This is a genomic window from Hymenobacter sp. DG25A, from assembly GCF_001280305.1.
Taxonomy (GTDB): Bacteria; Bacteroidota; Bacteroidia; order Cytophagales; family Hymenobacteraceae; genus Hymenobacter.
The window spans coordinates 332399-352639 of the sequence record NZ_CP012623.1 but is presented as its reverse complement, the minus strand read 5'-3'; the positions used below and the strand labels follow the sequence as shown (position 1 = coordinate 352639).

The 20241-nt window shown below is 57.7% G+C and carries 22 protein-coding genes; 14 read left to right on the top strand and 8 right to left on the bottom strand.

The window, feature by feature from the left end; genetic code table 11:
* Positions 1–154: 154 nt before the first annotated feature.
* A complete protein-coding gene (locus AM218_RS01540) occupies positions 155–403 on the bottom strand; it encodes a type B 50S ribosomal protein L31 (RefSeq protein WP_044515169.1) in 249 nt (82 codons plus the stop codon).
* A gap of 359 nt (positions 404–762) precedes the next feature.
* On the opposite strand from AM218_RS01540, the gene AM218_RS01535 reads away from it, so the two are divergent.
* From AM218_RS01535 to AM218_RS01495, 9 genes are all read left to right on the top strand, one after another.
* Positions 763–1344 carry a non-canonical purine NTP diphosphatase gene (locus AM218_RS01535; protein WP_054411205.1) on the top strand — a complete coding sequence of 194 codons (582 nt, stop codon included), beginning with the start codon at positions 763–765 and terminating at the stop codon, positions 1342–1344.
* Positions 1345–1471: 127 nt separating this feature from the next.
* Positions 1472–2107, top strand: a complete 636-nt coding sequence (udk, locus tag AM218_RS01530; protein WP_054411203.1) for a uridine kinase — start codon at positions 1472–1474, stop codon at positions 2105–2107.
* Between the two features lie 183 nt (positions 2108–2290).
* Positions 2291–2668, top strand: coding sequence for a hypothetical protein (locus tag AM218_RS01525; RefSeq protein ID WP_054411201.1), 378 nt, complete (start codon positions 2291–2293; stop codon positions 2666–2668).
* A gap of 108 nt (positions 2669–2776) precedes the next feature.
* A complete protein-coding gene (gene secDF / locus AM218_RS01520; RefSeq protein ID WP_054411199.1) occupies positions 2777–5773 on the top strand; it encodes a protein translocase subunit SecDF in 2997 nt (998 codons plus the stop codon).
* A 177-nt stretch (positions 5774–5950) separates the two neighbouring features.
* Positions 5951–6532, top strand: coding sequence for an RNA polymerase sigma factor (locus tag AM218_RS01515; RefSeq protein ID WP_054411197.1), 582 nt, complete (start codon positions 5951–5953; stop codon positions 6530–6532).
* Positions 6507–7892 carry a porin family protein gene (locus AM218_RS16640; RefSeq protein ID WP_157547465.1) on the top strand — a complete coding sequence of 462 codons (1386 nt, stop codon included), beginning with the start codon at positions 6507–6509 and terminating at the stop codon, positions 7890–7892. Before AM218_RS01515 ends, AM218_RS16640 begins: the two co-directional genes overlap by 26 nt.
* 35 nt (positions 7893–7927) lie before the next feature.
* Positions 7928–8290, top strand: a complete 363-nt coding sequence (locus tag AM218_RS01505; protein WP_157547464.1) for a c-type cytochrome — start codon at positions 7928–7930, stop codon at positions 8288–8290.
* Positions 8291–8315: 25 nt separating this feature from the next.
* Positions 8316–8873 (top strand): YceI family protein, encoded by a 558-nt coding sequence (locus AM218_RS01500; protein ID WP_071843661.1) that lies wholly within the window; start codon positions 8316–8318, stop codon positions 8871–8873.
* Positions 8874–8884: 11 nt separating this feature from the next.
* Positions 8885–9796: a DUF5777 family beta-barrel protein gene (locus AM218_RS01495; RefSeq protein ID WP_054411189.1), complete on the top strand. Its 912-nt coding sequence runs from the start codon at positions 8885–8887 to the stop codon at positions 9794–9796.
* An 82-nt stretch (positions 9797–9878) separates the two neighbouring features.
* Here AM218_RS01495 and AM218_RS01490 read toward each other — a convergent pair whose 3' ends face one another.
* From AM218_RS01490 to AM218_RS01480, 3 genes are all read right to left on the bottom strand, one after another.
* Complete coding sequence (locus AM218_RS01490; RefSeq protein WP_054411187.1) at positions 9879–10499, bottom strand: NifU family protein; 621 nt, start codon at positions 10497–10499, stop codon at positions 9879–9881.
* A gap of 95 nt (positions 10500–10594) precedes the next feature.
* Positions 10595–11674 (bottom strand): chorismate synthase, encoded by a 1080-nt coding sequence (gene aroC / locus AM218_RS01485; protein ID WP_054411185.1) that lies wholly within the window; start codon positions 11672–11674, stop codon positions 10595–10597.
* Positions 11675–11757: 83 nt separating this feature from the next.
* Positions 11758–13299 (bottom strand): BatD family protein, encoded by a 1542-nt coding sequence (locus tag AM218_RS01480; RefSeq protein WP_082318010.1) that lies wholly within the window; start codon positions 13297–13299, stop codon positions 11758–11760.
* Between the two features lie 282 nt (positions 13300–13581).
* Between AM218_RS01480 and AM218_RS01475 the strand changes: the two genes are divergently transcribed.
* The 5 genes from AM218_RS01475 (at position 13582) to AM218_RS01455 (ending at position 17401) form a co-directional block, all read left to right on the top strand.
* A complete protein-coding gene (locus AM218_RS01475) occupies positions 13582–14298 on the top strand; it encodes a ferritin-like domain-containing protein (RefSeq protein ID WP_054411182.1) in 717 nt (238 codons plus the stop codon).
* 24 nt (positions 14299–14322) lie between these two features.
* Positions 14323–15138 (top strand): ferritin-like domain-containing protein, encoded by an 816-nt coding sequence (locus AM218_RS01470; RefSeq protein WP_054411180.1) that lies wholly within the window; start codon positions 14323–14325, stop codon positions 15136–15138.
* Between the two features lie 195 nt (positions 15139–15333).
* Positions 15334–16038, top strand: coding sequence for a ferritin-like domain-containing protein (locus AM218_RS01465; protein ID WP_071843660.1), 705 nt, complete (start codon positions 15334–15336; stop codon positions 16036–16038).
* Between the two features lie 27 nt (positions 16039–16065).
* Positions 16066–16989, top strand: coding sequence for a ferritin-like domain-containing protein (locus AM218_RS01460; protein WP_054411176.1), 924 nt, complete (start codon positions 16066–16068; stop codon positions 16987–16989).
* A 214-nt stretch (positions 16990–17203) separates the two neighbouring features.
* The gene (locus tag AM218_RS01455; protein WP_054411173.1) at positions 17204–17401 is read left to right on the top strand and encodes a hypothetical protein; all 198 of its coding nucleotides are present in this window, start codon (positions 17204–17206) and stop codon (positions 17399–17401) included.
* Between the two features lie 4 nt (positions 17402–17405).
* Here AM218_RS01455 and queG read toward each other — a convergent pair whose 3' ends face one another.
* From queG to AM218_RS01435, 4 genes are all read right to left on the bottom strand, one after another.
* Positions 17406–18365 (bottom strand): tRNA epoxyqueuosine(34) reductase QueG, encoded by a 960-nt coding sequence (gene queG / locus AM218_RS01450; protein WP_054415193.1) that lies wholly within the window; start codon positions 18363–18365, stop codon positions 17406–17408.
* A 59-nt stretch (positions 18366–18424) separates the two neighbouring features.
* Positions 18425–18964, bottom strand: coding sequence for a GNAT family N-acetyltransferase (locus tag AM218_RS01445; protein ID WP_054411172.1), 540 nt, complete (start codon positions 18962–18964; stop codon positions 18425–18427).
* Positions 18961–19377 carry a DoxX family protein gene (locus AM218_RS01440; protein WP_231717519.1) on the bottom strand — a complete coding sequence of 139 codons (417 nt, stop codon included), beginning with the start codon at positions 19375–19377 and terminating at the stop codon, positions 18961–18963. Before AM218_RS01440 ends, AM218_RS01445 begins: the two co-directional genes overlap by 4 nt.
* A gap of 64 nt (positions 19378–19441) precedes the next feature.
* Positions 19442–20179 carry a DUF4386 domain-containing protein gene (locus AM218_RS01435; RefSeq protein WP_054411170.1) on the bottom strand — a complete coding sequence of 246 codons (738 nt, stop codon included), beginning with the start codon at positions 20177–20179 and terminating at the stop codon, positions 19442–19444.
* Between the last annotated feature and the right edge of the window lie 62 nt (positions 20180–20241).

The following is a 20241-nucleotide window of genomic DNA, read 5'->3' as shown; positions in this document are numbered from 1 at the left end:
GGTAGATGAGTTTCCGCCTGAGTAGCCCTCCGGGAAATGGCGGCCGCCGCAAAATTGGCAAATAAAAAACTCCCTTCCGTGCAGGAAGGGAGTTTCTCCAATTTTCTCAACAAAACAACTGTCTCAGGCCCGGGGCCGGCGACGGTTGGTTTCGTTAGGCTTTCTTCTGGTAGCGGTTGCGGAACTTCTCTACGCGGCCAGCGGTGTCGATAAACACGTTTTTGCCGGTGTAGAAGGGGTGCGAGGCCGAGCTAACTTCCACCTTGATGACGGGGTACGTCTTGCCATCTTCCATCGTGATGGTCTCGTTCGAGCTCATCGTCGAACGGGTGATGAATTTGAAGTCGCTCGACGTGTCCTGAAACACCACTTCGCGATACTGGGGGTGGATGTCTTTTTTCATGATGGGGATACCCGTTAAAACCTTGTCTGCCTGCCGATTTTGCGGAAGGGAGTGCAAAGGTACAGCCTAATGGCGGATTTCAAAACCAAACCCTTGCTTTTTACGGTTTTTGCGCAGGTTTAAGCCATTCGGTGGCTGAAAGAGGCTTTTTATAACGCCCTTCATTCACCCAAACGCTCTATTTATGCCTTCTAGAGCAGGCGTTTTCAGCTAGTATTCGGCCTAAACCCACCCAAATGCGCCGGCCGGCGGCCTTCTGAAACACCCTACTTCCACTACCTTCGTGCTGACTTATCTGCTGCTGATGCCTCGGCCAGCGGAGCAGTTTCTGCTTTCTTCAGCCTTTATTTTCTTTTGCCATGCGCCTTTGCTTTGCCTCCAACAATGCTCATAAGCTGGATGAAATCCGGCCCTTGCTGCCTGCGGGCGTAGAACTGCTCAGCCTGGCTGATATCGGCTGTGCGGAGGAGTTGCCCGAGACCCAGGAAACGCTGGAAGGCAATGCCCGGCAGAAGGCCGAGTACGTTTGGGAGCACTACGGCGTGGCCTGCTTTGCCGATGATACCGGCCTGGAAGTAGAAGCCCTGAACGGTGCTCCCGGCGTATACTCAGCCCGCTATGCCGGCCCCCAGCGCAACGCGGCCGATAATGTGGCCCTGCTGCTGCAGGAACTGCAGGACCAGCCCAACCGCCGGGCCCAGTTCCGCACGGTGGTGGCCCTGGTGCTGCCCGATGGCCGCCGGCCCGTATTTGAAGGGGCTGTAGAAGGCCAGATTGCGGAAGAGCTGCACGGCGAAGGCGGTTTTGGCTACGACCCGGTGTTCCGGCCGGAGCAGCACCAGCACACCTTCGCGGAGATGCCGCTGGCCGAGAAAAATACCATGAGCCACCGGGCCCGGGCCGTAGAAAAGCTGGTTACATTCCTTCAGCAAGAATTATAAACCACTGACCTACAAGACCGAAAAGACTGCGCGTGGAGGTAATCTTTCGGGAGGCTGCCGGGGCTAAGCGGCAAAATGCCTACTTTTGCAGGGTTGGCCCTGCCGGTACGGGCCTCCAACCCACCCCATGCAACATCCTTATATTGTCGGTATCACGGGCGGTAGCGCCTCCGGCAAAACCACCTTTCTGCGTCGCCTGCTGGCGGCTTTTCCTAAAGAGGAAATCTGCCTTATTTCGCAGGACAACTACTACCACCCGCGCGAAACGCAGACGGTAGACAGCAACGGCGTCACCAACTTCGACCTGCCTTCCTCCATCGACTCGGCGGCCTACGCGGCCGATGTGCTGCAGATCAGCAAGGGGCTGGAAGTACGGCGCCCGGAGTACACTTTCAACAATCCCGGTGCCGAGCCCAAAGAGCTGGTGTTTAAGCCGGCCCCTATTGTGGTGGTAGAAGGCATTTTCGTGTTCTACTTTGAGGAAGTGGCCAAGCTGCTGGATCTGAAAGTATACATCGACGCCGAGGAGCACGTGAAAGTGCTGCGCCGCATTGTGCGCGACCGGGACGAGCGGGGCTATGATCTGGAAGACGTGCTCTACCGCTACACCCACCACGTGGCCCCCACCTACGAGAAGTACATCAAACCCTTCAAACAGGACGCCGACATCATCATTCCTAATAATCGCCACTTTGATAAGGGCCTGGACGTGCTGGTTTCGTTTCTGAAAACCAAAGTCGCCCAGGATGCCAAATCGGCCTAAGGCCTGGCTCTCCTAAGTTCTTAAAGCCGAGCTGCTCCATCCGGGCGGCTCGGCTTTTTTACGCCCGGCCGGGGCTGCAGCTTACCCAGATTTGGCCGCTGGCAAGCAGGAATTGCAGGCTAGTTTTCCCTGCGGCTTTCGTCAAGCGGCTGATTTGGCTATATTTGCACTCCTGATTTTCTGATGACTCTGACTATCACCACGTTTGCTCCGCGTCTGCGCCTGATGCTGCTCTTCTTCACCCTGCTCTGGGTGCTGGGGCTCAACCATCAGGCGGTAGCTATGCTCCGCCTGCCGGAGCCGCTGGCGGCGCGTGCTGCCCGCGTAGGCGCTACGCCGCGGGCGGCGGTGGTGAAACAGAAAGTAAGCTTTGAAGCCACGGCTCCGCTGGGCACCTGGCTGGCTCCGGCCACCGACGCCTGGCTGCCGGTTGTGCGGCCCCTGGTGGGCTGGCCCCTGGCAGCGGCCTTGTTGCTGCCTGCTCCTGCACGTGCTCCGGCGGTTAGCAGCACGTTCTGCACCCGGCTGCTGGGCACGTCGGTTTCGCCGCACGCGCCCTAGCGGCCCTGGCTTCCGCTGCTGTGTCTGGCAGCCTGCTGTTGCGGTAGCGCGTGGCGGGTTGAGCCCAGCACTCCCCTCGTTTTTTAGACTACTTTTTCTTCTTGGTTAATGCGTAATAAAGGACTCATTATCACGCTCACGGTTATCGTATCCGTGCTGTGTGCCTATTTTTTGATGCTAACGTTTGTATCGCGCAACGTGCAGCAGAAAGCCGTAAATTATGCCACCCGCAACGGGAGCGTAGATCAGCAGCGGCGCCAGCACTATCTGGACTCCGTTTGGCGGGCGCCGGTATTCGGCCCCCTCACCTACCGGGATGTGCGCGAGAAGGAACTGGGCCTCGGCCTTGACCTGAAAGGCGGCATGCACGTTACGCTGGAAGTATCGCCGGTGGAGATTGTACGCGCTATGGCGGGCAACTCCAAGGACCCCAAGTTCAACCAGGCTATTCAGCGTGCCCAGCAGCTGCAGAAGGCCAGCCCTACCACGCCCTTCACGGCTCTGTTTGCGCAGAGCTTCCGCGAAGTGGCTCCCGGCGACCGGCTGGCCCGCATTTTCGCTAACACTACCAACAAGAGCCGGGGTATCGACTTCAACTCCTCCGATGAAAAGGTAATTGCCGCCATCGATAAGGAAGAAGAAGAAGCCATTGACCGCTCCTTCAACATCCTGCGCACCCGCGTAGACAAGTTCGGCGTAAACCAGCCCACCATTCAGCGGGTGAAAGGTACCGGCCGCATTCAGATTGAATTGCCCGGCGTAGATAACCCCGAGCGTATCCGCAAGCTGCTCCAGGGCCAGGCTAAGCTGGAGTTCTGGGAAGTATGGCGCACCGATGAATTCGCCCCTTATTTCAACCAGTTGAACGAAGTACTGACCGCGCAGGAAGCGGCCGGCAAAACCTCTGCTACTACCTCTACCGCTGCTACCGTAACGGACAGCACCTCGGCTAAAGCCGCCGCCGGCGACTCTACCTCACTGGCCAGCCAGCTGGCCAAGAAGAAAGACACGAAAGCTACTGCTGACACCGCTGCCGCGCAGCAGAGCAGCCAGCTGGCGCGTTTGTTCACCATGCCCGGTGCCCTGGGCTCTAACGTGCGCGACACCGCCCGCGTGAATGCCCTGATGCGCAGCCCCGAAGTACGCGCCGTATTGCCCGCTAACCTCACCTTCCTGTGGGATGTGAAGCCCAGCGTAATCGACGGTCAGGAATACCTGCAGCTGTATGCTATCCGCAAAACCCGCGAGGCGACGGCCCCGCTGGGTGGCGACGTGGTATCGGATGCCCGCCAGGACTACGACCAGGGCGGCCGCCCCGAGGTTTCGATGCAGATGAACCCCTCGGGTGCCAAGAAGTGGCAGCGTCTCACGGCCAGCAATATTGGTCGTCAGGTAGCCATTGTGCTCGATGACAACGTGTACTCCGCCCCGGTGGTGCAGTCGGAAATTGCCGGTGGCAACTCCAGCATTTCGGGCAACTTCACCATTGAAGAAGCCCAGGATTTGGCCAACGTACTGAAGGCCGGTAAACTGCCCGCTCCTACCCGCATCGTGGAAGAAGCCGTAGTAGGTCCGTCGTTGGGTCAGGAGGCTATCAACCAGGGTCTGTTCTCCTCGCTGGCTGGTCTGGCTATCATCATGATTTTCATGGCCGCTTACTATGGTCGTGCGGGTCTGGTGGCTGATGCCGCGCTGCTCTTCAACGGCTTCCTGATTATGGGTGTGCTGGCGCAGTTTGGTACTGCCCTTACCCTGCCCGGTATTGCCGGTCTGGTGCTCACCTTCGGTATGTCGGTTGATGCCAACGTACTGATCTTCGAGCGTATTCGGGAAGAGCTGAACCACGGTCTGCACCTGAAGGACGCTATTAACAAAGGCTACGCCCGCGCTTTCACGGCCATCTTCGACTCCAACGTGACGACGATGCTGATTGCCGTGATTCTGGGCTTCTTCGGTACAGGTCCGGTACAAAGCTTCGCGGTAACGCTGGGCATTGGCGTACTCACCTCGTTCCTGTCGGCCGTATTCGTGTCGCGTCTGATCATTGAGTATCTGACCAAAGGCAAAGACACCAGCAAGATTCAGTTCACCACGTTCCTGTCGCGGAACCTGTTCCAGAACCTGAATTTTGACATTGTGGGCAAGCGCAAGTACGCTTATACCTTCTCCACGGTGTTCATTGTTATCGGCTTTGTGCTGATGTACTTCCAGGGTGGTCCTAACCTGGGCGTTGACTTCCGCGGTGGCCGTTCGTACATCGTTGACTTCAACAAAGCGGAAGTTGCTTCAGACGTTCGTATTGCCCTGGAGAAAGACTTCCAGGGTGCCGGTACTGAGGTAAAAACCTTCGGCTCGCCCAACCGTCTGCGCATCACCACCGGCTACCTGGCCGATGACGAAAGCGTAGGAGCGGACAAGAAAGTAGAGCAAGCTCTGCTGAATGGCCTGAAGAAATACGGCGCCGACCAGCCCCAGATCAAGAGCACTTCCAAAGTAGGCGCTACCATTGCCGACGACATCAAGAAGACCTCGATTCTGAGCCTGGGCCTCACGCTGCTGGGTATCTTCGTGTACGTGCTGTTCCGCTTTGAGAAGTGGCAGTACTCCATGGCGGCCGTAGTGGCACTGTTCCACGATGCCCTGCTGGTAATTGCGGCCTTCCCCATTGCCCGCCTGTTTGGTCTGAACTATGAGATGGACCAGATTTTCGTGGCGGCCGTGCTGACGGTTATCGGTTTCTCCATGAACGATACGGTGGTTATCTACGACCGTATCCGGGAGTATCTGCACGAGAACAAGCACCTCACGTTTGCCCAGGTGGTAAACCCGGCGCTGAACAGCACCTTCTCCCGTACCATGATTACCTTCACTACGGTATTCCTGGTGGTGTTGGTACTGTACATCTTCGGCGGTGAAACGCTGCGCTCCTTCTCCTTCGCCATGATTGTGGGGGTAATTTTCGGCACGTACTCGTCGCTGTTCATTGCCACGCCTATTATCCTGGACACCTACGGCCGCAAAGAGGCCCGCGAGCGGGGTGTGGAGCACACCACGGAAATTGCCGATGCCGGCGGTGCCCCCAAACTGTCGACGACGGTTCAATAGTCTATCTGACTTCCTTTTTGAAAAGCCCGGCCCTATGGCCGGGCTTTTCTGCTTTTAGGCCAGCTCCACCGCAGGTATTGCTCTGATTTTCTGATAACTTATAGAAGGCAGGCAACCATCGGCCCGCTTTCTGCGAGCTACCTAAAAAGAGCTTTTCCAGTGACTGCGCAACCTCCTATGCAACCGGAACAGCTGCCTGCCCTACTGGCGGGCTGCCGCCGTATGGAGCGCACCAGTCAGCGGCAGCTCTACACCCGGTACTACAGCTATGCCCTGAGCATCTGCCTGCGCTATGCCCATGATCGGGAGGCAGCCATGGAAGTGGTGAATGATGGGTTTATGAAGCTATTCCGCGACATCGGGCGCTTCGACCCGGGCCGCTACGAGTTGCAAAGCTCATTTCATGGCTGGCTGAAGAGCATCATGATTCACACGGCCATTGATTATTACCGGGCCCAGGTGAAGCACCAGCAGCAGCTGGCCCTGGAAGAAGAAGCCTACATCCGCCCGGATGCCGCCCCTACCCCACTGGACAATCTGGCCTACGAAGACCTGACCGCGCTGATTCAGCAGCTCACGCCCGCCTACCGCACAGTATTCAATTTATATGTATTGGATGGTTTCACCCACGAGGAAATAGCCCGCCAGCTGGGCATTTCGGTAGGCGCCTCCAAATCAAACCTCTCCAAAGCCCGGGGTCATCTACGGGCGTTTTTGCAACGCACCCACCACTATGCCCACGCCCAATCTATCGGATGAAGAGCTGGACGCTCTGTTCCGGCGCACCACGGCGGCTTACCCCCCGGCGGACGCTTCGGAGGGCTGGCACCACATGGAGCCGCGGCTCAACGGGCTGATGCGCTACCAGCGGGCAATTCGGCAGGTGGTGCGCTGGTTTGTAGCGGAGGTGGGCCTGATTGCCGTACTTTTATCAGGCTGGTTTATGTACGCTCCGCACCTATCGGCGCCTCCGGCCCGGTCGGCGGCGCCGGCTGTTGGCAGGCTGCGGCAACCATTAGCTTCTGCATCCCGCTTTCCGCAAGCTTCGCCGCACGTATCCCGGTCTTCCACCCAAGAAAAATCAACCTCCCCTACGACCAAAGCCCAGCCGCAACTTGCCCTGAAATCCACTGCACAACTCCCCCAAACGGTAGTGGCAGCACCTCGGGCAAAAGCAGCGCCACACAACCTTTCTGCTCCGGCTAAAGGATTTTTAATGCTGGAGGCTGCACCCAGAAAACGGGCTAAGCTCGGGCAGGTATCTACAGAAAAATCAAACACGGCCCCTTCCATTGCAGCCAGCCGCACGCTACTCTCCTCCGGCCGGCACCGGTCTTCTTCCGGCTCATCAGCTATTGATGCGTCAGAGGTTCCGGTTGCTGGTTCTGCAGTTACCGTTCCCCCAGCTACGCCAGATCCACCTACTACAGACTCAACTGCTGCGCCTGCCCCGCCCGCGGTAGCGGCTACAACGCCTGAGGATACCACCAGCCACTCAAAAAGTCCACGCCGCAAGCCTGTTTACCGCCTGGGCCTGGCGTTGCAATATGCGCCGGAGGTAAGCGCCGTGCGCATGTCGGAGATAGAAAAAACCGGCCGGGACGTGGGCGTGCAGCTGGAATACTTCTTTACCCCTCGCCTCAGCCTGAACACCGGCCTGCTGCACGCCGTGAAGCGCTACGAAACCCGCGGCTCCGACTACCACGTGACCTACGGCAAAGTGCCCCTGGACCGGGTTTATGCGGTATGTGGCATGCTGGATATTCCCCTGAACCTCCGCTACGCGCTGCTTTACCGGCCCACCTATCAGGTATTTGCCAGCGCGGGCCTCTCGTCACTGCTCATGCGCGACGAGCAATATGAGCTTTGGTATACCTATGCGAACCAGCCGGTGCGCCGCACCAGGCAGGTAGTAAATGGTAGCAACCATCCACTAAGTGTGTTGAATCTCTCTGCCGGGTATGAGCGGCAGGTGCAGGCGCGCTGGGGCGTGCGTGCGGAGCCGTTTGTAAAGGTTCCGCTGGGCGGTGTGGGCTATGGCAAGGTGAAGCTGAGCAGCGCCGGGGTATTCTTCTCGGTACAGTACCGGCTGCTGCCGTCGGCATTACAGATGAATTAAGATAAGATATCCAACCCGCAGTAATCTGTTATTCTATGCTACTCCGACTGTTTTTGCTGGCCGGGGCCCTCAGCCTGGTCAGCGGTTGCGCCTATGATAATGCCGAAGAGCTGTTCCCGGCGCCGGCCTGTGATACTTCCGCCGTTACCTACCAGGGCACCATTGCGCCTATCCTGCAAGCCAACTGCCTTTCCTGCCATAACAGTACTACCGCCGAGGGCAGTATTGTGCTGGAAGAGGCGCACGAAGTACAGCATCTGGCCGAGCAGGGTACCCTGCTGGGCGTAGTAACGCACGCCCCGGGCTTCCCAGCCATGCCCAAAGATGCCCCCCAGCTAAGCGCCTGCGACATAGCCGCCATTCGGGCCTGGATAGAAGCAGGTGCTCCTGATAACTAGCTTCTCACTTCTTTTTCCTGCAGCTATGAGACTTCTCAGAATCTTTTTTCTCTCGTTTCTGCTACCCCTGGCTGCCTTAGGGCAGGGCCGATACATGACGCACAGCGGGGGCATCAGCTTTTACTCCTCCGCGCCCCTGGAAGATATTGAGGCAAAAACCCAGCAGGCCGGCGGCATCATCGACCTCGGCACCGGCCAGCTGGCTTTCTCCGTTTCCATGAAATCCTTTGTATTCCCCAACGGACTGATGCAGGAGCACTTCAATGAGAACTATGTGGAATCGGACCGCTACCCGAAATCCACCTTTGTGGGCAAGCTTTTGGGCTTTAACGCGGCCACCATGCAAACCAGCGGCCCGCAACAAGTACAGGCCGAAGGCGACCTGACCATTCATGGCGTAACGCATCAGGTACGGGTACCCGGCACGCTGGAGCTGCGCGACAATGGCCTGCAGCTCCACGCAAAATTCAGCGTGGCGCCCGCCGATTACAATATAAAAATCCCCCGGCTGGTGCGCGAGCATATTGCCAAGTCGGTGGCCGTAACCGTGAATATGCTTTGTCCGCCTGCTTCTCAACCTTAAGCTATGCTGCTATGCGCTACCGGTATCTGCTTTCCCTTCTGGTTCTCCTATCAGGCTTTCTTCCCCTACGCAGCTCGGCGCAGGACACCAGCAACGACCTGCTCCGGCAGCTCAACCAGCAAGTGCCCGCCGATAGCGTCGCGCCGGTAGCCGCTACGTTTAAAGGTACGCGCGTCATCAACGGGCAATCCGTAGAAACGCCCAGGGCACAGGTACTGCTGTTTCTGATTTCGCACCGCTTTGGGCCGCTGAACAGTGGCGCCTACAACTTCTTTGGGCTAGATCAGGCTACCATCCGGCTGGGGCTAGAGTATGGTTTCACCGACCGGCTGGCCCTAGGTATCGGGCGCAGCTCCCTAGAAAAGACCTTCGATGGCTTTGCGAAATATCGGCTGCTGCGGCAGCAAACCGGCAGCCGCCTCATGCCCGTCTCGGTAACGCTGCTGGGAACTACGGCTCTCACCAGCTTACGCTACAGCGGGCCGGAGCGGCCTTTCCGCACGCGCTTAGCCTATACCGGGCAGGCCCTGGTAGCCCGCAAATTATCCGAAGGGCTTTCCTTGCAGCTGATGCCCACCTTCATTCACCGCAACCTAGTGAACACCCCGCACGACCAGAACGACGTGTGGGCGCTGGGCGCGGCCGGGCGCCAGAAGCTAACCCAACGCGTAGCTTTCACGGCCGAATACTACTATGTTTTGCCCGGCGCAACAGCCGATGATTTCCGCAATTCCCTGGCCCTGGGCTTTGACATTGAAACCGGTGGCCACGTATTTCAGCTGCACGTAACCAATGCCCAGGCCATGATTGAGCCGCTGTTCATCCCCCGCACAGCCGGTGACTTCTTCGATGGCGACATTTTCTTCGGGTTCAATATTTCCCGTGCGTTTGCCTTTGGTGGTGAGAACCCCCGCCGTTGGTAACCCGGCATAGAAAAAGCCCGGCCGGATAGGCTGGGCTTTTTCTATAAAGAGCTATAAGGCTGAAGCAGCTTCAGCGGTGCGCTTAGTGGGCGGTAATGCCTTCAGCAACTACTTCCGTTACTTCCGGTACCATGCGCTTCAGCAGGTTTTCAATGCCTGATTTCAGCGTAACGGTGGCGGAGGGGCAGCCGGAGCAGGAACCCTGCAGGTTTACGGTTACCACGCCATCTTTATAGCTGCGGAAGGTGATGTTGCCACCATCCTGCTCCACGGCGGGGCGCACGTAGTTTTCCAGCAGGTCGATGATTTTCTGGCTGGTTTGCTGGTCCTGCTCGGAGGAGTCGCCGGCGGCGGCCGTTTGGGCCGCTTTGTGCTCAGCAGTAGGGTCTACGGTGAAGATGGGGCCACCGGCTTCCACGTACGATTTCAGGAAAGTGCGCAGCTCGGGAATCAGCTGCGTCCACTGGTGCTCAGAGGTTTTGGTGATGGTTACGAAGTTCTGCGCAATGAACACGCGGCCTACATAATCAAAGTTAAAAAGCTCCTGGGCCAGCGGCGAATTGGTAGCGGCTTCTACGTTAGGATAGTCTACGCTCACACCTTCGCTTACCAGCGTGGCGTTGAGCACAAACTTCATGGACTCAGGGTTGGGCGAGGCTTCGGCGTAGATGGAAACCGGCGCGGTAGGGGAAGTAGTATTCATAAGAAATGGAATGCTTAGGAATCAGCGTAAACTGGAGGATCCGGTAGTACAACAAGGAACCAGCAGCAGAAGTTACAAAGGTACGCAGCAAGAGCTTATACCCGGTTAGCGCGGGCCCGCAACAGCATATCGGCCAGCACCAGGTTGGTCATGGCATCTACGATAGGTACGGCGCGCGGCAGCACGCAGGGGTCGTGGCGGCCCCGGCCGGCCAGGGTAATTTCCTCGCCCTGGTCGTTAATAGTGGCCTGAGGCTGCAGAATGGTGGCTACGGGCTTAAACGCTACCCGAAAATAAATTTCCTGCCCGTTGCTGATGCCGCCCTGAATGCCGCCGCTGTGGTTGGTGCGGGTGCGCACCGCGCCCTGTTCATCGGTGTAAAACTGGTCGTTGTGCTCAGAGCCGAACAGCAGCGTGCCGGCAAAACCGGAGCCGTATTCAAAGGCCTTCACGGCATTAATGCTCAGCATGGCTTTGCCTAGCTCGGCGTGCAGCTTATCAAACACCGGCTCGCCCAGTCCGGCAGGTACGCCGTGCACTACGCCAGTTACCACGCCACCCACGGTGTCGTGCCGGTCGCGGGTCTGGCGGATCAGCTCGGCCATGCGCTCGGCCGTTTCCGGGTGCGGGCAGCGCGCGGGGTTGGTATCAATCAGCCCCAGATCCAGCTGCTCATGCCCCACGGGCACCTGCACGGCGCCTACCTGGGACACGTAGCTTTGGGCCACGATGCCGTGCTGGCGCAGCAGAGCGGCGGCAATGGCTCCGGCAGCTACGCGGGCGGCCGTTTCGCGGGCAGAGCTGCGCCCGCCCCCACGGTAGTCGCGGCGGCCGTATTTCTGGTCGTAGGTATAGTCGGCGTGCGAGGGGCGGTAGGCGTGCTCGATGTGGGAGTAGTCGTGGCTGGCCTGGTCCTGGTTGCGGATGAGCAGGCTGATGGGCGTGCCGGTGGTATAGCCGCCAAACAAGCCGGACAGCACTTCTACCTGGTCGGCTTCTTTGCGGGGCGTGGTCAGGTCGCTCTGGCCGGGGCGGCGGCGGTCCAGGGCCGCCTGAATTTCTTCCGTGCTAACGGCCAGTCCCGCCGGGCAGCCATCCAGGATAACGCCAATGCCGGGCCCATGCGATTCGCCGAAGGTGGTAATGCGAAACAGGCGTCCGTATGAATTGCTCATGGGAAATCAGGCCAGGTCTATACTGAGGTCAAATAAAAAGGCGCCACGCAGGTTTAACTGCCGGTGCTGAAAGCGGCTGCAAGCTAGCCCCGCGGGCCGGCATTCCCGCGCCACCAGCCTACCACTGCCAGCAGAAACAGCGCTACCAGCAACAGGTTAGCGTAGCGGCGCACAAAGTCGGGGGTGTGCAGGGGCCGCAGCGTGTTATTATAGTCAAACAGGCGCGGCTCATAATAGGGGTCGGTGGTGCGGGCGCTGAGGGTGCGCAGCATGCGGGGCGCCCCTTTCACTACCACGCGCAGCTCGGGGCGCAGCGTAACATAGCTGGCCGCCACCGGGTCAAAGGTCAGAATAGAAAACAGGCTATCCAGCGGTACGGGGCCGGGCTGGCGTGATATGAGACGGTAGCGGAAGGTTTTGCGTCCGCCCACACGCCCCCCGGACCGGGTGGTTTCCTGCTGCACCTCGGGGCCATATATTTCCAGCCCGGGGCGGGGTGCCGGCACCGGGGCCTGCATAGCCGTCAGGTTACCCTCGCCTTCTACCCGCAGGGTGTAGGTAAAGGCCTGGCCCGTCATGAAATTGGTTCTGTCGATGGACTCCAGCAGGCGGTAGGAACCTACCACGGCTTCGTCGCGGCGGGGGTGCAGCGGCAGGGGCTTCACGGCCACGGTGCGCGGCAGCGAGAAAAACGTTTTAAGGCCTTCCATCCGGTTATCCAGGCCGGGCTCCGGCTTTTTGGCCACTTTATACTTCACCATTTGCAGGGCCACAGCGGGCAGCTGCAGGGCACGGGTGGTCAGAGGGTAATACTCGGCTTCGTAGAGGCGGTAGCGCAGATAGGGCTTTCCACCTACTACGGTGGCTTCGGGCAGCACTTCCTGCTCATCAAAAGGCTCTTCCCACACCGTGGGCTGGCGTAGCTGGCGCAGAATACCGGGCAGCTGCCCGGCAAAATTGTAGAAGTTGAGCAGGCCCTGGTCGGCGGGGGTCAGGTAGAAGTAGAGGGCCACGTGCACGCCTTCGCCCACATACACGCTGCCTTTATCGGGGGCTACGGCCAGGAAGGCATTGTCGCGCGGCTCCACAAAATCCTGGAGCTTGGGCTTGCCAAAAAGCTGATCCAGCAGGCCGATGCCGGGAGCCACGCCGCCGGGCGGCGGCACGGGGGCAGCCTGCTGCGGTAGCACTTTCAGCGTAGCCCCCCCCGAGCGAACCGCCTGACCATTAATGGTGAGGGAAAATGGCTTCAGCACAAACTCCCCCTCTTTAAAAGCCGCGTAGCGCTGGGTAATGGTCAGCTCCGTGGTGGTTTGGCCATTGACGATGCGCGTGGTGGTGGTGCTGGACTTGCCGCTTTTCTTGAAACCTTCGATATCCGGGAAAGCAGAATACCGCTCCAAGGGTGCCCCGGTCAGCTTAAAGCTGATGGTGAAGTACTCATTGATGGGAAAGGCGGCCGGGCCCAGCACTATGGCAGCGGTGCCGGTGGGCATGGCTGGAGCAGCGGGGGTAGGTTGCGCCGGTGCGGGGGCCGTGGTGGGCGACGTAGTAGGCTGCGCCCCCACCACCAGCGGCAGCAGCAAGGCAAAAATTAAGCATAACCAACGAAACCCGGATATCATACCACGCCAGCAAAGCAGAACGTCAAAGCTACATAAAAGCTTGCGGAACGCTTTCCTATACTCTCTATCAGCATTTTACAGAAGAATTGCAAGCAAATATTAGATTATACCACAGCTAATGTGTACAAAATTCAGGCTTCAGGGAATCCACTTTGCTGAAGAGGTCGTAAGTGATGTCAGATTCAGGATTTCTCGGGTTTAGCACTGAAAAACAGGCTTCTAGCGTGTGCTGACTTTGTATTGCCTGAAGTTTCCTATTCATCATCCAATTATCCAACACTCATGTCAAAAGTACTCCATTCCGGTGAGGAGGAAGCAGGTTTTGCCGCTCCCCTGACCGCCCCGATTCAACGCCGCTCCTTCATGATGTACAGTGGTGCCGCCGTTGGTATTGCAGCGCTGGCTTTATCGGGCTGTGATGATGATGAAGATAACAACATGACCCCAGCCGACGGCACGGTTGACCTGGGCACTGGTGATATCGGCGTATTAAACTATGCATATGCCCTGGAGCAGCTGGAAGCCGCTTTCTACGCTCAGGTAATTGCCAGCCCTTACGACGGCATCAGTGCCGACGAAAGCAAGTACATGACGGCTATTGCCAAGCATGAAGCCATTCACCGCGACTTTTTCAAAGCGGCGCTCGGCAGCAAAGCCATTAAGGGCCTGACCCCCGATTTCAGCAAGATTGATTTCAAGAGCCGCACTTCCGTACTCACCTACGCCAAGACCTTCGAGGACCTGGGCGTAGCAGCCTACAACGGCGCCGGCAAGCTCATTAAGGATACCACTTACCTGCTGCTAGCCGGTAAAATCGTGTCGGTGGAAGCCCGCCACGCGGCTTATATCCGTGACCTGATTAATAATGGCGACTTCGCTTCAGATGATATCGTGGATCCTGCTACGGGTCTCGATAAAGCAATGGAAGTAGCTGATGTGCTGAAGGCTGCCCAGCCCTTCATCAAAGAAACCATCAGCGGAAGCAACGTAGGTAAATAACTCACCCCCTGAAGAACGAATCCCATGAATCTTTTTCATATCCTATCTGAACTGGAGAAAGTAGAGCCTGAAACGATGGCGAAGCTGAACTCGCGCCGCGACATCTTCTCCTCCCTGGCCTCTATGGGCAAGAAAGCGGCCCTGGCTGCTGCCCCTATTGCCATTGGCTCCGCCTTCAACAAGGCCATGGCCGGCACCAAAGACGTATTTGACGTTTTCAACTACGCCCTGCTGCTGGAATACCTGGAAGAAGACTTCTATGCCCAGGCCCTGAACAAAGCAGGTCTGATTCCTGCCGGTGCTCCTACCTCCGCTATTCAGCTGATCAAGAAGCACGAAACCGCCCACGTAGCCCTGCTGAAAGGCGCGCTGGGAGCTAAGGCAAATCCCCGCCCCAAAGGCTTTGACTTCGGTCCTGCTTTCGACAACTACGCCAACTTCTTGGCCTATGCCCAGTCTCTGGAAGACACCGGCGTACGAGCGTACAAAGGCAAAGCCGGCGAGATTAAAGATGCCGGTAACCCCAACAACTACCTCACGGTGGCTTTACAGATTCACTCCGTAGAAGCCCGCCATGCCTCGCACATCCGCGCTATGCGCCGTGCTAATGGCGTAATGCAGGCCAACTGGATTACCAACGCCGAAGCTAACGGCGCCGTGGCTGCTGTATATGGTCCCGGCAAGCCAGCTACTACCTTCCCCTCCGAAGCCAACGTAATGCAGGGCGGCGTAGACCTCACCACCCTGGGCTACACCAAAGAGCAGGTGAGCGAAGCCTTTGATGAAGGCCTGGATCAGGAAACGGTAGTAAGCATTGCCGGACCCTTCATTCAGTCATAAGACTGCTATCATTATCCTATCTTCGTGTTATAGAAAAGGCTGCTCTCTTGGGCAGCCTTTTTTGTGTAGTAGGCTCTTTGCAACGTTACCGGGCCGGCACGACTCCTGTGGTTGGGCGTCCCGGTTTATCGGGTTACCTTTGTTTTATCCGGCCTCGTGTGGTGGCTGGCATTTGCTGGCGGGTATTTAATGCCAATGTCTGATTCTGGAGCTTCTACTTTGCTGACGCGCGCAATGCAGCGCCGTTCTTTCTTTCAGGTGGCCGGTGCGGCTGCCGCAACTTCCGCTTTGCTGCTGGCGGGCTGTAAAGACAATAACGTAACGCCCACCGAGCCCAGGCTTTCGCTAGAAAGTGGGGAGAAAGGCGTGTTTACCTATGCTTACATTCTGGAGCAGTTGGAGGCCGCCTTCTATCAGAAGGTGGTAGCCGCACCGCCGACCGATTTCAGCACCGAGGAAAAAGCCATTTTCCAGCAGCTGTACGAGCACGAAGTGCTGCACCGGGAATACCTGGCGCAGGTGCTCACCTCCCTGGGCAACGCACCGCCAGCCAACCTGGAATTTACGTTTGCTGCCTTCACGCTGACTACCCGCGTCGGCGTGCTGGAAGCCGCGCAACAGCTGGAAGATCTGGGCGTAGCCGCCTACAACGGGGCCGCCAAGCTTATTAACACACCGATTTTCCTCACCGCCCTGGCTAAAATATCCTCCGTGGAAGCCCGGCACGCCGCCCTGGTGCGCGACTTGCGTCAGCCCGGCTCGTTTGCCGGCTCCGATGTGGTAGCGGCTTCCGGTGCTCTAGCCGGCCTCGACGACAGCAAAACGCCTCTGGAGGTGCTGGTAGAGGTAAACAAGTTCTCCGTCATTCAGATTTCGGGCGCGGCGCTGCCCACGGCTTAATTCTCGCGGCTTTTCTCTTCGTATCACATGAATATTCTTCAACTTCTGGCCGAGCTGGCCGAGGCGAATCCCGCAGTATACGAGCAGGCCAGTCAGCGCCGCGCTATTCTGGGCCGGCTGGGCGCTATGGGCGCGAAAGTGGCCGCCGCCAGCCTCCCGCTGGCCGCCGGCAGCCTGCTGTTTGCTACGCCCGCGCATGCCCGCAACACGCCCCTGGATGTGCTGCAGTTTGCCCTGGTGCTGGAACACCTGGAAAACGACTTCTACCGCACCGCCCTGGGCCTGCTGGCAAAGCCCGACGGTAGCAAAGTACCGGCCGGCTTTATCCCGGCCGATGTGCGCGCCGATTTTGTGACCATTCAGCAGCACGAGCAGCAGCACGTCGATTTCCTGACCACGGCCATTACCAACTCCGGTGGCGTGGCGGAAACCAAGCCCGCCTTCGATTACACCGGCAGCCACAATGGCTCCCAGGCGGCGCTGTTCCCCGATGTGTTCACCAACCTGGATACCTTTTTGGCAGTAGCGCAATTTCTGGAAGATGCCGGCGTGCGCGCCTACAAAGGCCAGATAACCACGCTGCAGAGTGATAACGGCATTCTGGAAGCCGGTGTGCGCATTCATTCCGTAGAAGCGCGCCACGCCGCGCACATCCGTACGCTGCGCCGCCAGCGCCAGTCAGCCGGTGCCGCCGATGCTATCCGCAGCTGGGTGGGCTCCGGCGCCAGCGGCAGCCCCCTGCCTGGCAAAACCGACCTGGCTTACGTGGGCGAAGACCTGCTGACCCAGCCTCTTTCAACCGTCAGCAACGTCACTTTCTCGGAGCTGACTACCCTGGCCCCAGTATTTGGTACCGATAGTGCCCGCCTGCAGCGGGCCGTGCAGGAAGCCTTTGATGAGCCCATCACCACGGAGCAGGCCAGTGCCGTAGTAGCCCTGTTTACCTACTAGCTTTCTAAGCTCGACACTAGAAGAAAAAGGAATGGTGCAAACCATTCCTTTTTTATTTCACAATGAATTATACTTGCACACTTCAGGTTTTAAGTTGTATATTTCTCCAAATAACCCCACTATTGATCCTCGGTCGCAGACTTTTTTAGCTGGCTGCGTATACTCGCCTACTTACCTTATTTTCTAGCTCCGCACTATTCTAAAAGCACTTTCCATGCTGGAGTACGCCAAAACAATCCTGACCAAAGTTAGCTTCGATAAAATCCTTTTTGAGAAAGAGCTTCGCAAGGCCCTGCGCATGTTAGGGGCCGAGGAGCTGCACCAGCTAAAGACCTGGTGCTACCAGAAATTTGCTCGTATCTATCAGAATATTCTGAACCGCGTGTTCGCACAGTTCAGCCCCGCAATTTAGCCTGTTAGCCGGCTGCTTCGGCCGCGTTGTTTTCCTCCCCTGTCACAAACCGAATATTGCGGGTAAGCCCCGCATAGCCCGTCCGTTTCACCGCCGACTGCCGGAATAGCTCCGAGAATAACTCGTGCGTTATTTCCTGCCAGTCGGTGGCGCGGAGGTCTTTCAGGCCGGGGTGCGGGTTGAACTGGGGTTCCTGGTGCGGTTTGGCAAAGCGGTTCCAGGGGCACACGTCCTGGCAGATGTCGCAGCCAAAAACCCAGTTGCCAAACTTGCCTTCCACTTCCCGCGGTATCTGGTCCTTCAGCTCAATGGTGAAGTAACTGATGCATTTGCTGCCATCTACCACGTAGGGCTCTGTAATAGCTTGGGTGGGGCAGGCATCCACGCACTTGGTGCAGGTGCCGCAATAGTCCTTGATGGGGCCGTCGTAGTCCAGCTCTACATCCACAATGAGCTCGGCAATGAAGTAGAAGGAGCCGATGCCGGGCGTAATGAGGTTGGAGTTTTTGCCTACCCAGCCCAGCCCGCTCTTCTTGGCCCATACTTTATCCATCACCGGGGCCGAGTCGACGAACACGCGGCCACCTATCTCCCCTATTTCCTGCTGCATATCCTGGAGCAGCGTCTTCAGCTTGTCTTTAATGACGAAGTGATAGTCGCGGCCGTAGGCGTATTTGCTGATTTTGAGGGTATCGTCGGGCTGCTGGTCTTCCTCGGGGGGGTAGTAGTTCAGGAGCAGGGAAATCACGGATTTGGCACCGTCTACCAGCAGGCGCGGGTCCAGGCGCTTATCGAAGTGGTTGGCCATGTAGCCCATCTGCCCGTTCATCTGGCGGTTCAGCCAGTTTTCGAGGCGCGGGGCTTCTTCTTCCAGGAACTCCGCTTTGGAGATGCCGCAGTACATAAAGCCCAGCTCCGCCGCCCGGCGTTTAATGAAAGCAGTATAGTGGGCAGTGGGTAGCATGGCGTTGGAAGTAGCGAACTGCAAAAATACGGCATTCTGCTCCCTTCCCGCTGCCTGCTTTAGTCGGGTACTCGGGCCAGCGGTAACCGAAAGCCGAAAACCGGCAGGTTTCCTTGCATGAAATCCAACTCTTCGGCCCTTTGAAAGCCTAAACCTTCATACATCTTCCAGGCAATCTGCATGGCCTTGGTGCTGTGAATAATCAGCTGGCGGCGGCGCTGCTCGCTGGCTTTTCGGATGCAGGCTTCGGTCAGCAGTTTGCCAATGCCCCGGCCCCGGGCTGCCGGAGCAACAGCCAGCAGCCGGAAGCCGGCGGCATCCGGCTGTTGGGTAGCAATGCCACCCGAGCCATAGTGCTGCATATCACCAAAAAACAGTACCGTTCCTGCTATCTGGTTATCCGCAGTAACAGCTACCAGCAGTTCGGCGCCGGGTTTGTGGGTCAGCTCGCCAATGGAGGCCAGCAGGTTATAATATGCCGGCTGTTCCGCTGGCGTTGGAAAGCCCTCCAGCTGCGCGTACACCTCCACCAGCAACTGCCCAATCTCCACAAACTCATCGGGGCTGGCGTTCCGGATGGTATAGTCTGGCTGGTTCATGGTTTGCCGGGTAGACTGACCGGGCGCTTTTCCGCCGTGGCAGCCAGCACCAACAATACCATTATTAGCAGGAAACTATACTCGCTACCGCCGGTGCCATGCTCGCCCACAAACCAGCCCAGCGAAGCATGAATGAGCACAATACCGATCAGCAGCATCACCATAAACCCCGCTGACAATGCCCGCACGAAATAGCCCAGCGCCAGCAGCATACTGCCGGCTAATTCAAATGCCGTAATCCCCCACACCATCGGGTGGCCGTACACCAGCCCTTTGGTATTCAGAAAGTCGCCGAATTGGCCCATGGTACCCGTACTCACGCGAACGGCAGCATGCGCAAAGAATATAAACGCCGTAGCCACGCGCAGCAGCATCAACGTTTGGGGTAAAGTCAGAAACGGGAAGAGCCGCATGGCATGGAGGTTGGTAGCAGCAGCGAATATAGACGGATATATAGCTACCCGGCTATGCGGCGGCCTACCAGTTGCTGGCTTTTTCCTGCCACTTTTCTACGTCAATCCCCTTTATGAGCAGCCATAGCGAGAAGGTTAACTCGGCAATGAAGGGCGGCGTCATAAGGAAGGGGAATAGCTGGGAGGCAAATGACAGGTCCAGAATCAGCGCAATGCTGTTGATTAAGTAACACGCGCCGGCTACCTGCATCAGAATACCGATGAGCCGGGGAAGGAAGCCGGACCGGCGAATCAGATACCCATTGAGCAGGCAGGTAAATCCGAAAAATATCAGCCCGACGCCGAAGCCGTAATCATGGGTTTTGATGGCCACGTAAGCCAGCGCCTGCAGTTGCTGGGCGCTGAACGCCTTCAGATACACCCCATTGCCCAGGAGAAATAATGGGACCAGCAGGGTGATTTTATTGGCGACCAGCACGGCCGTCTGAATCAGATTGAACAGCAGCGCCATTAAGGCCAGCGTTTTATTTACGGTTCTGAACAACCGGTAAAACACCAACATCACGAGGATATCACACAGGTGCATCAGCAGGTCGCCGGCAATGCCGGTGCGCCATAATCCCTCAGAGGCCATCAGGTTGCGGGCCGTAGCCGCTGCATCGCCGGATACAATGATTTTACCCCGGATAAACAGCTCCCCGCATAGCCCGGCAATGATGATAAGCAGATAGGCAGCGCCGGCTAATCGGACATAGAGTTGGGGAGAGGTTTCTGTTGGGTAATCAGCCGTTTTCAGTTTCATTGGATTCTATAAAACACCAGGAAGTAATATTCAGTCCAATCTATGTATTATTTCCTTAGTGC

Coding starts and splice junctions, on each gene's coding strand:
- AM218_RS01540 (WP_044515169.1), bottom strand. CDS start 403: ATGAAAAAAGACATCCACCCCCAGTATCGCGAAGTGGTGTTTCAGGAC.
- AM218_RS01535 (WP_054411205.1), top strand. CDS start 763: ATGCGCCTTTGCTTTGCCTCCAACAATGCTCATAAGCTGGATGAAATC.
- udk (WP_054411203.1), top strand. CDS start 1,472: ATGCAACATCCTTATATTGTCGGTATCACGGGCGGTAGCGCCTCCGGC.
- AM218_RS01525 (WP_054411201.1), top strand. CDS start 2,291: ATGACTCTGACTATCACCACGTTTGCTCCGCGTCTGCGCCTGATGCTG.
- secDF (WP_054411199.1), top strand. CDS start 2,777: ATGCGTAATAAAGGACTCATTATCACGCTCACGGTTATCGTATCCGTG.
- AM218_RS01515 (WP_054411197.1), top strand. CDS start 5,951: ATGCAACCGGAACAGCTGCCTGCCCTACTGGCGGGCTGCCGCCGTATG.
- AM218_RS16640 (WP_157547465.1), top strand. CDS start 6,507: ATGCCCACGCCCAATCTATCGGATGAAGAGCTGGACGCTCTGTTCCGG.
- AM218_RS01505 (WP_157547464.1), top strand. CDS start 7,928: ATGCTACTCCGACTGTTTTTGCTGGCCGGGGCCCTCAGCCTGGTCAGC.
- AM218_RS01500 (WP_071843661.1), top strand. CDS start 8,316: ATGAGACTTCTCAGAATCTTTTTTCTCTCGTTTCTGCTACCCCTGGCT.
- AM218_RS01495 (WP_054411189.1), top strand. CDS start 8,885: ATGCGCTACCGGTATCTGCTTTCCCTTCTGGTTCTCCTATCAGGCTTT.
- AM218_RS01490 (WP_054411187.1), bottom strand. CDS start 10,499: ATGAATACTACTTCCCCTACCGCGCCGGTTTCCATCTACGCCGAAGCC.
- aroC (WP_054411185.1), bottom strand. CDS start 11,674: ATGAGCAATTCATACGGACGCCTGTTTCGCATTACCACCTTCGGCGAA.
- AM218_RS01480 (WP_082318010.1), bottom strand. CDS start 13,299: ATGATATCCGGGTTTCGTTGGTTATGCTTAATTTTTGCCTTGCTGCTG.
- AM218_RS01475 (WP_054411182.1), top strand. CDS start 13,582: ATGTCAAAAGTACTCCATTCCGGTGAGGAGGAAGCAGGTTTTGCCGCT.
- AM218_RS01470 (WP_054411180.1), top strand. CDS start 14,323: ATGAATCTTTTTCATATCCTATCTGAACTGGAGAAAGTAGAGCCTGAA.
- AM218_RS01465 (WP_071843660.1), top strand. CDS start 15,334: ATGTCTGATTCTGGAGCTTCTACTTTGCTGACGCGCGCAATGCAGCGC.
- AM218_RS01460 (WP_054411176.1), top strand. CDS start 16,066: ATGAATATTCTTCAACTTCTGGCCGAGCTGGCCGAGGCGAATCCCGCA.
- AM218_RS01455 (WP_054411173.1), top strand. CDS start 17,204: ATGCTGGAGTACGCCAAAACAATCCTGACCAAAGTTAGCTTCGATAAA.
- queG (WP_054415193.1), bottom strand. CDS start 18,365: ATGCTACCCACTGCCCACTATACTGCTTTCATTAAACGCCGGGCGGCG.
- AM218_RS01445 (WP_054411172.1), bottom strand. CDS start 18,964: ATGAACCAGCCAGACTATACCATCCGGAACGCCAGCCCCGATGAGTTT.
- AM218_RS01440 (WP_231717519.1), bottom strand. CDS start 19,377: ATGCGGCTCTTCCCGTTTCTGACTTTACCCCAAACGTTGATGCTGCTG.
- AM218_RS01435 (WP_054411170.1), bottom strand. CDS start 20,179: ATGAAACTGAAAACGGCTGATTACCCAACAGAAACCTCTCCCCAACTC.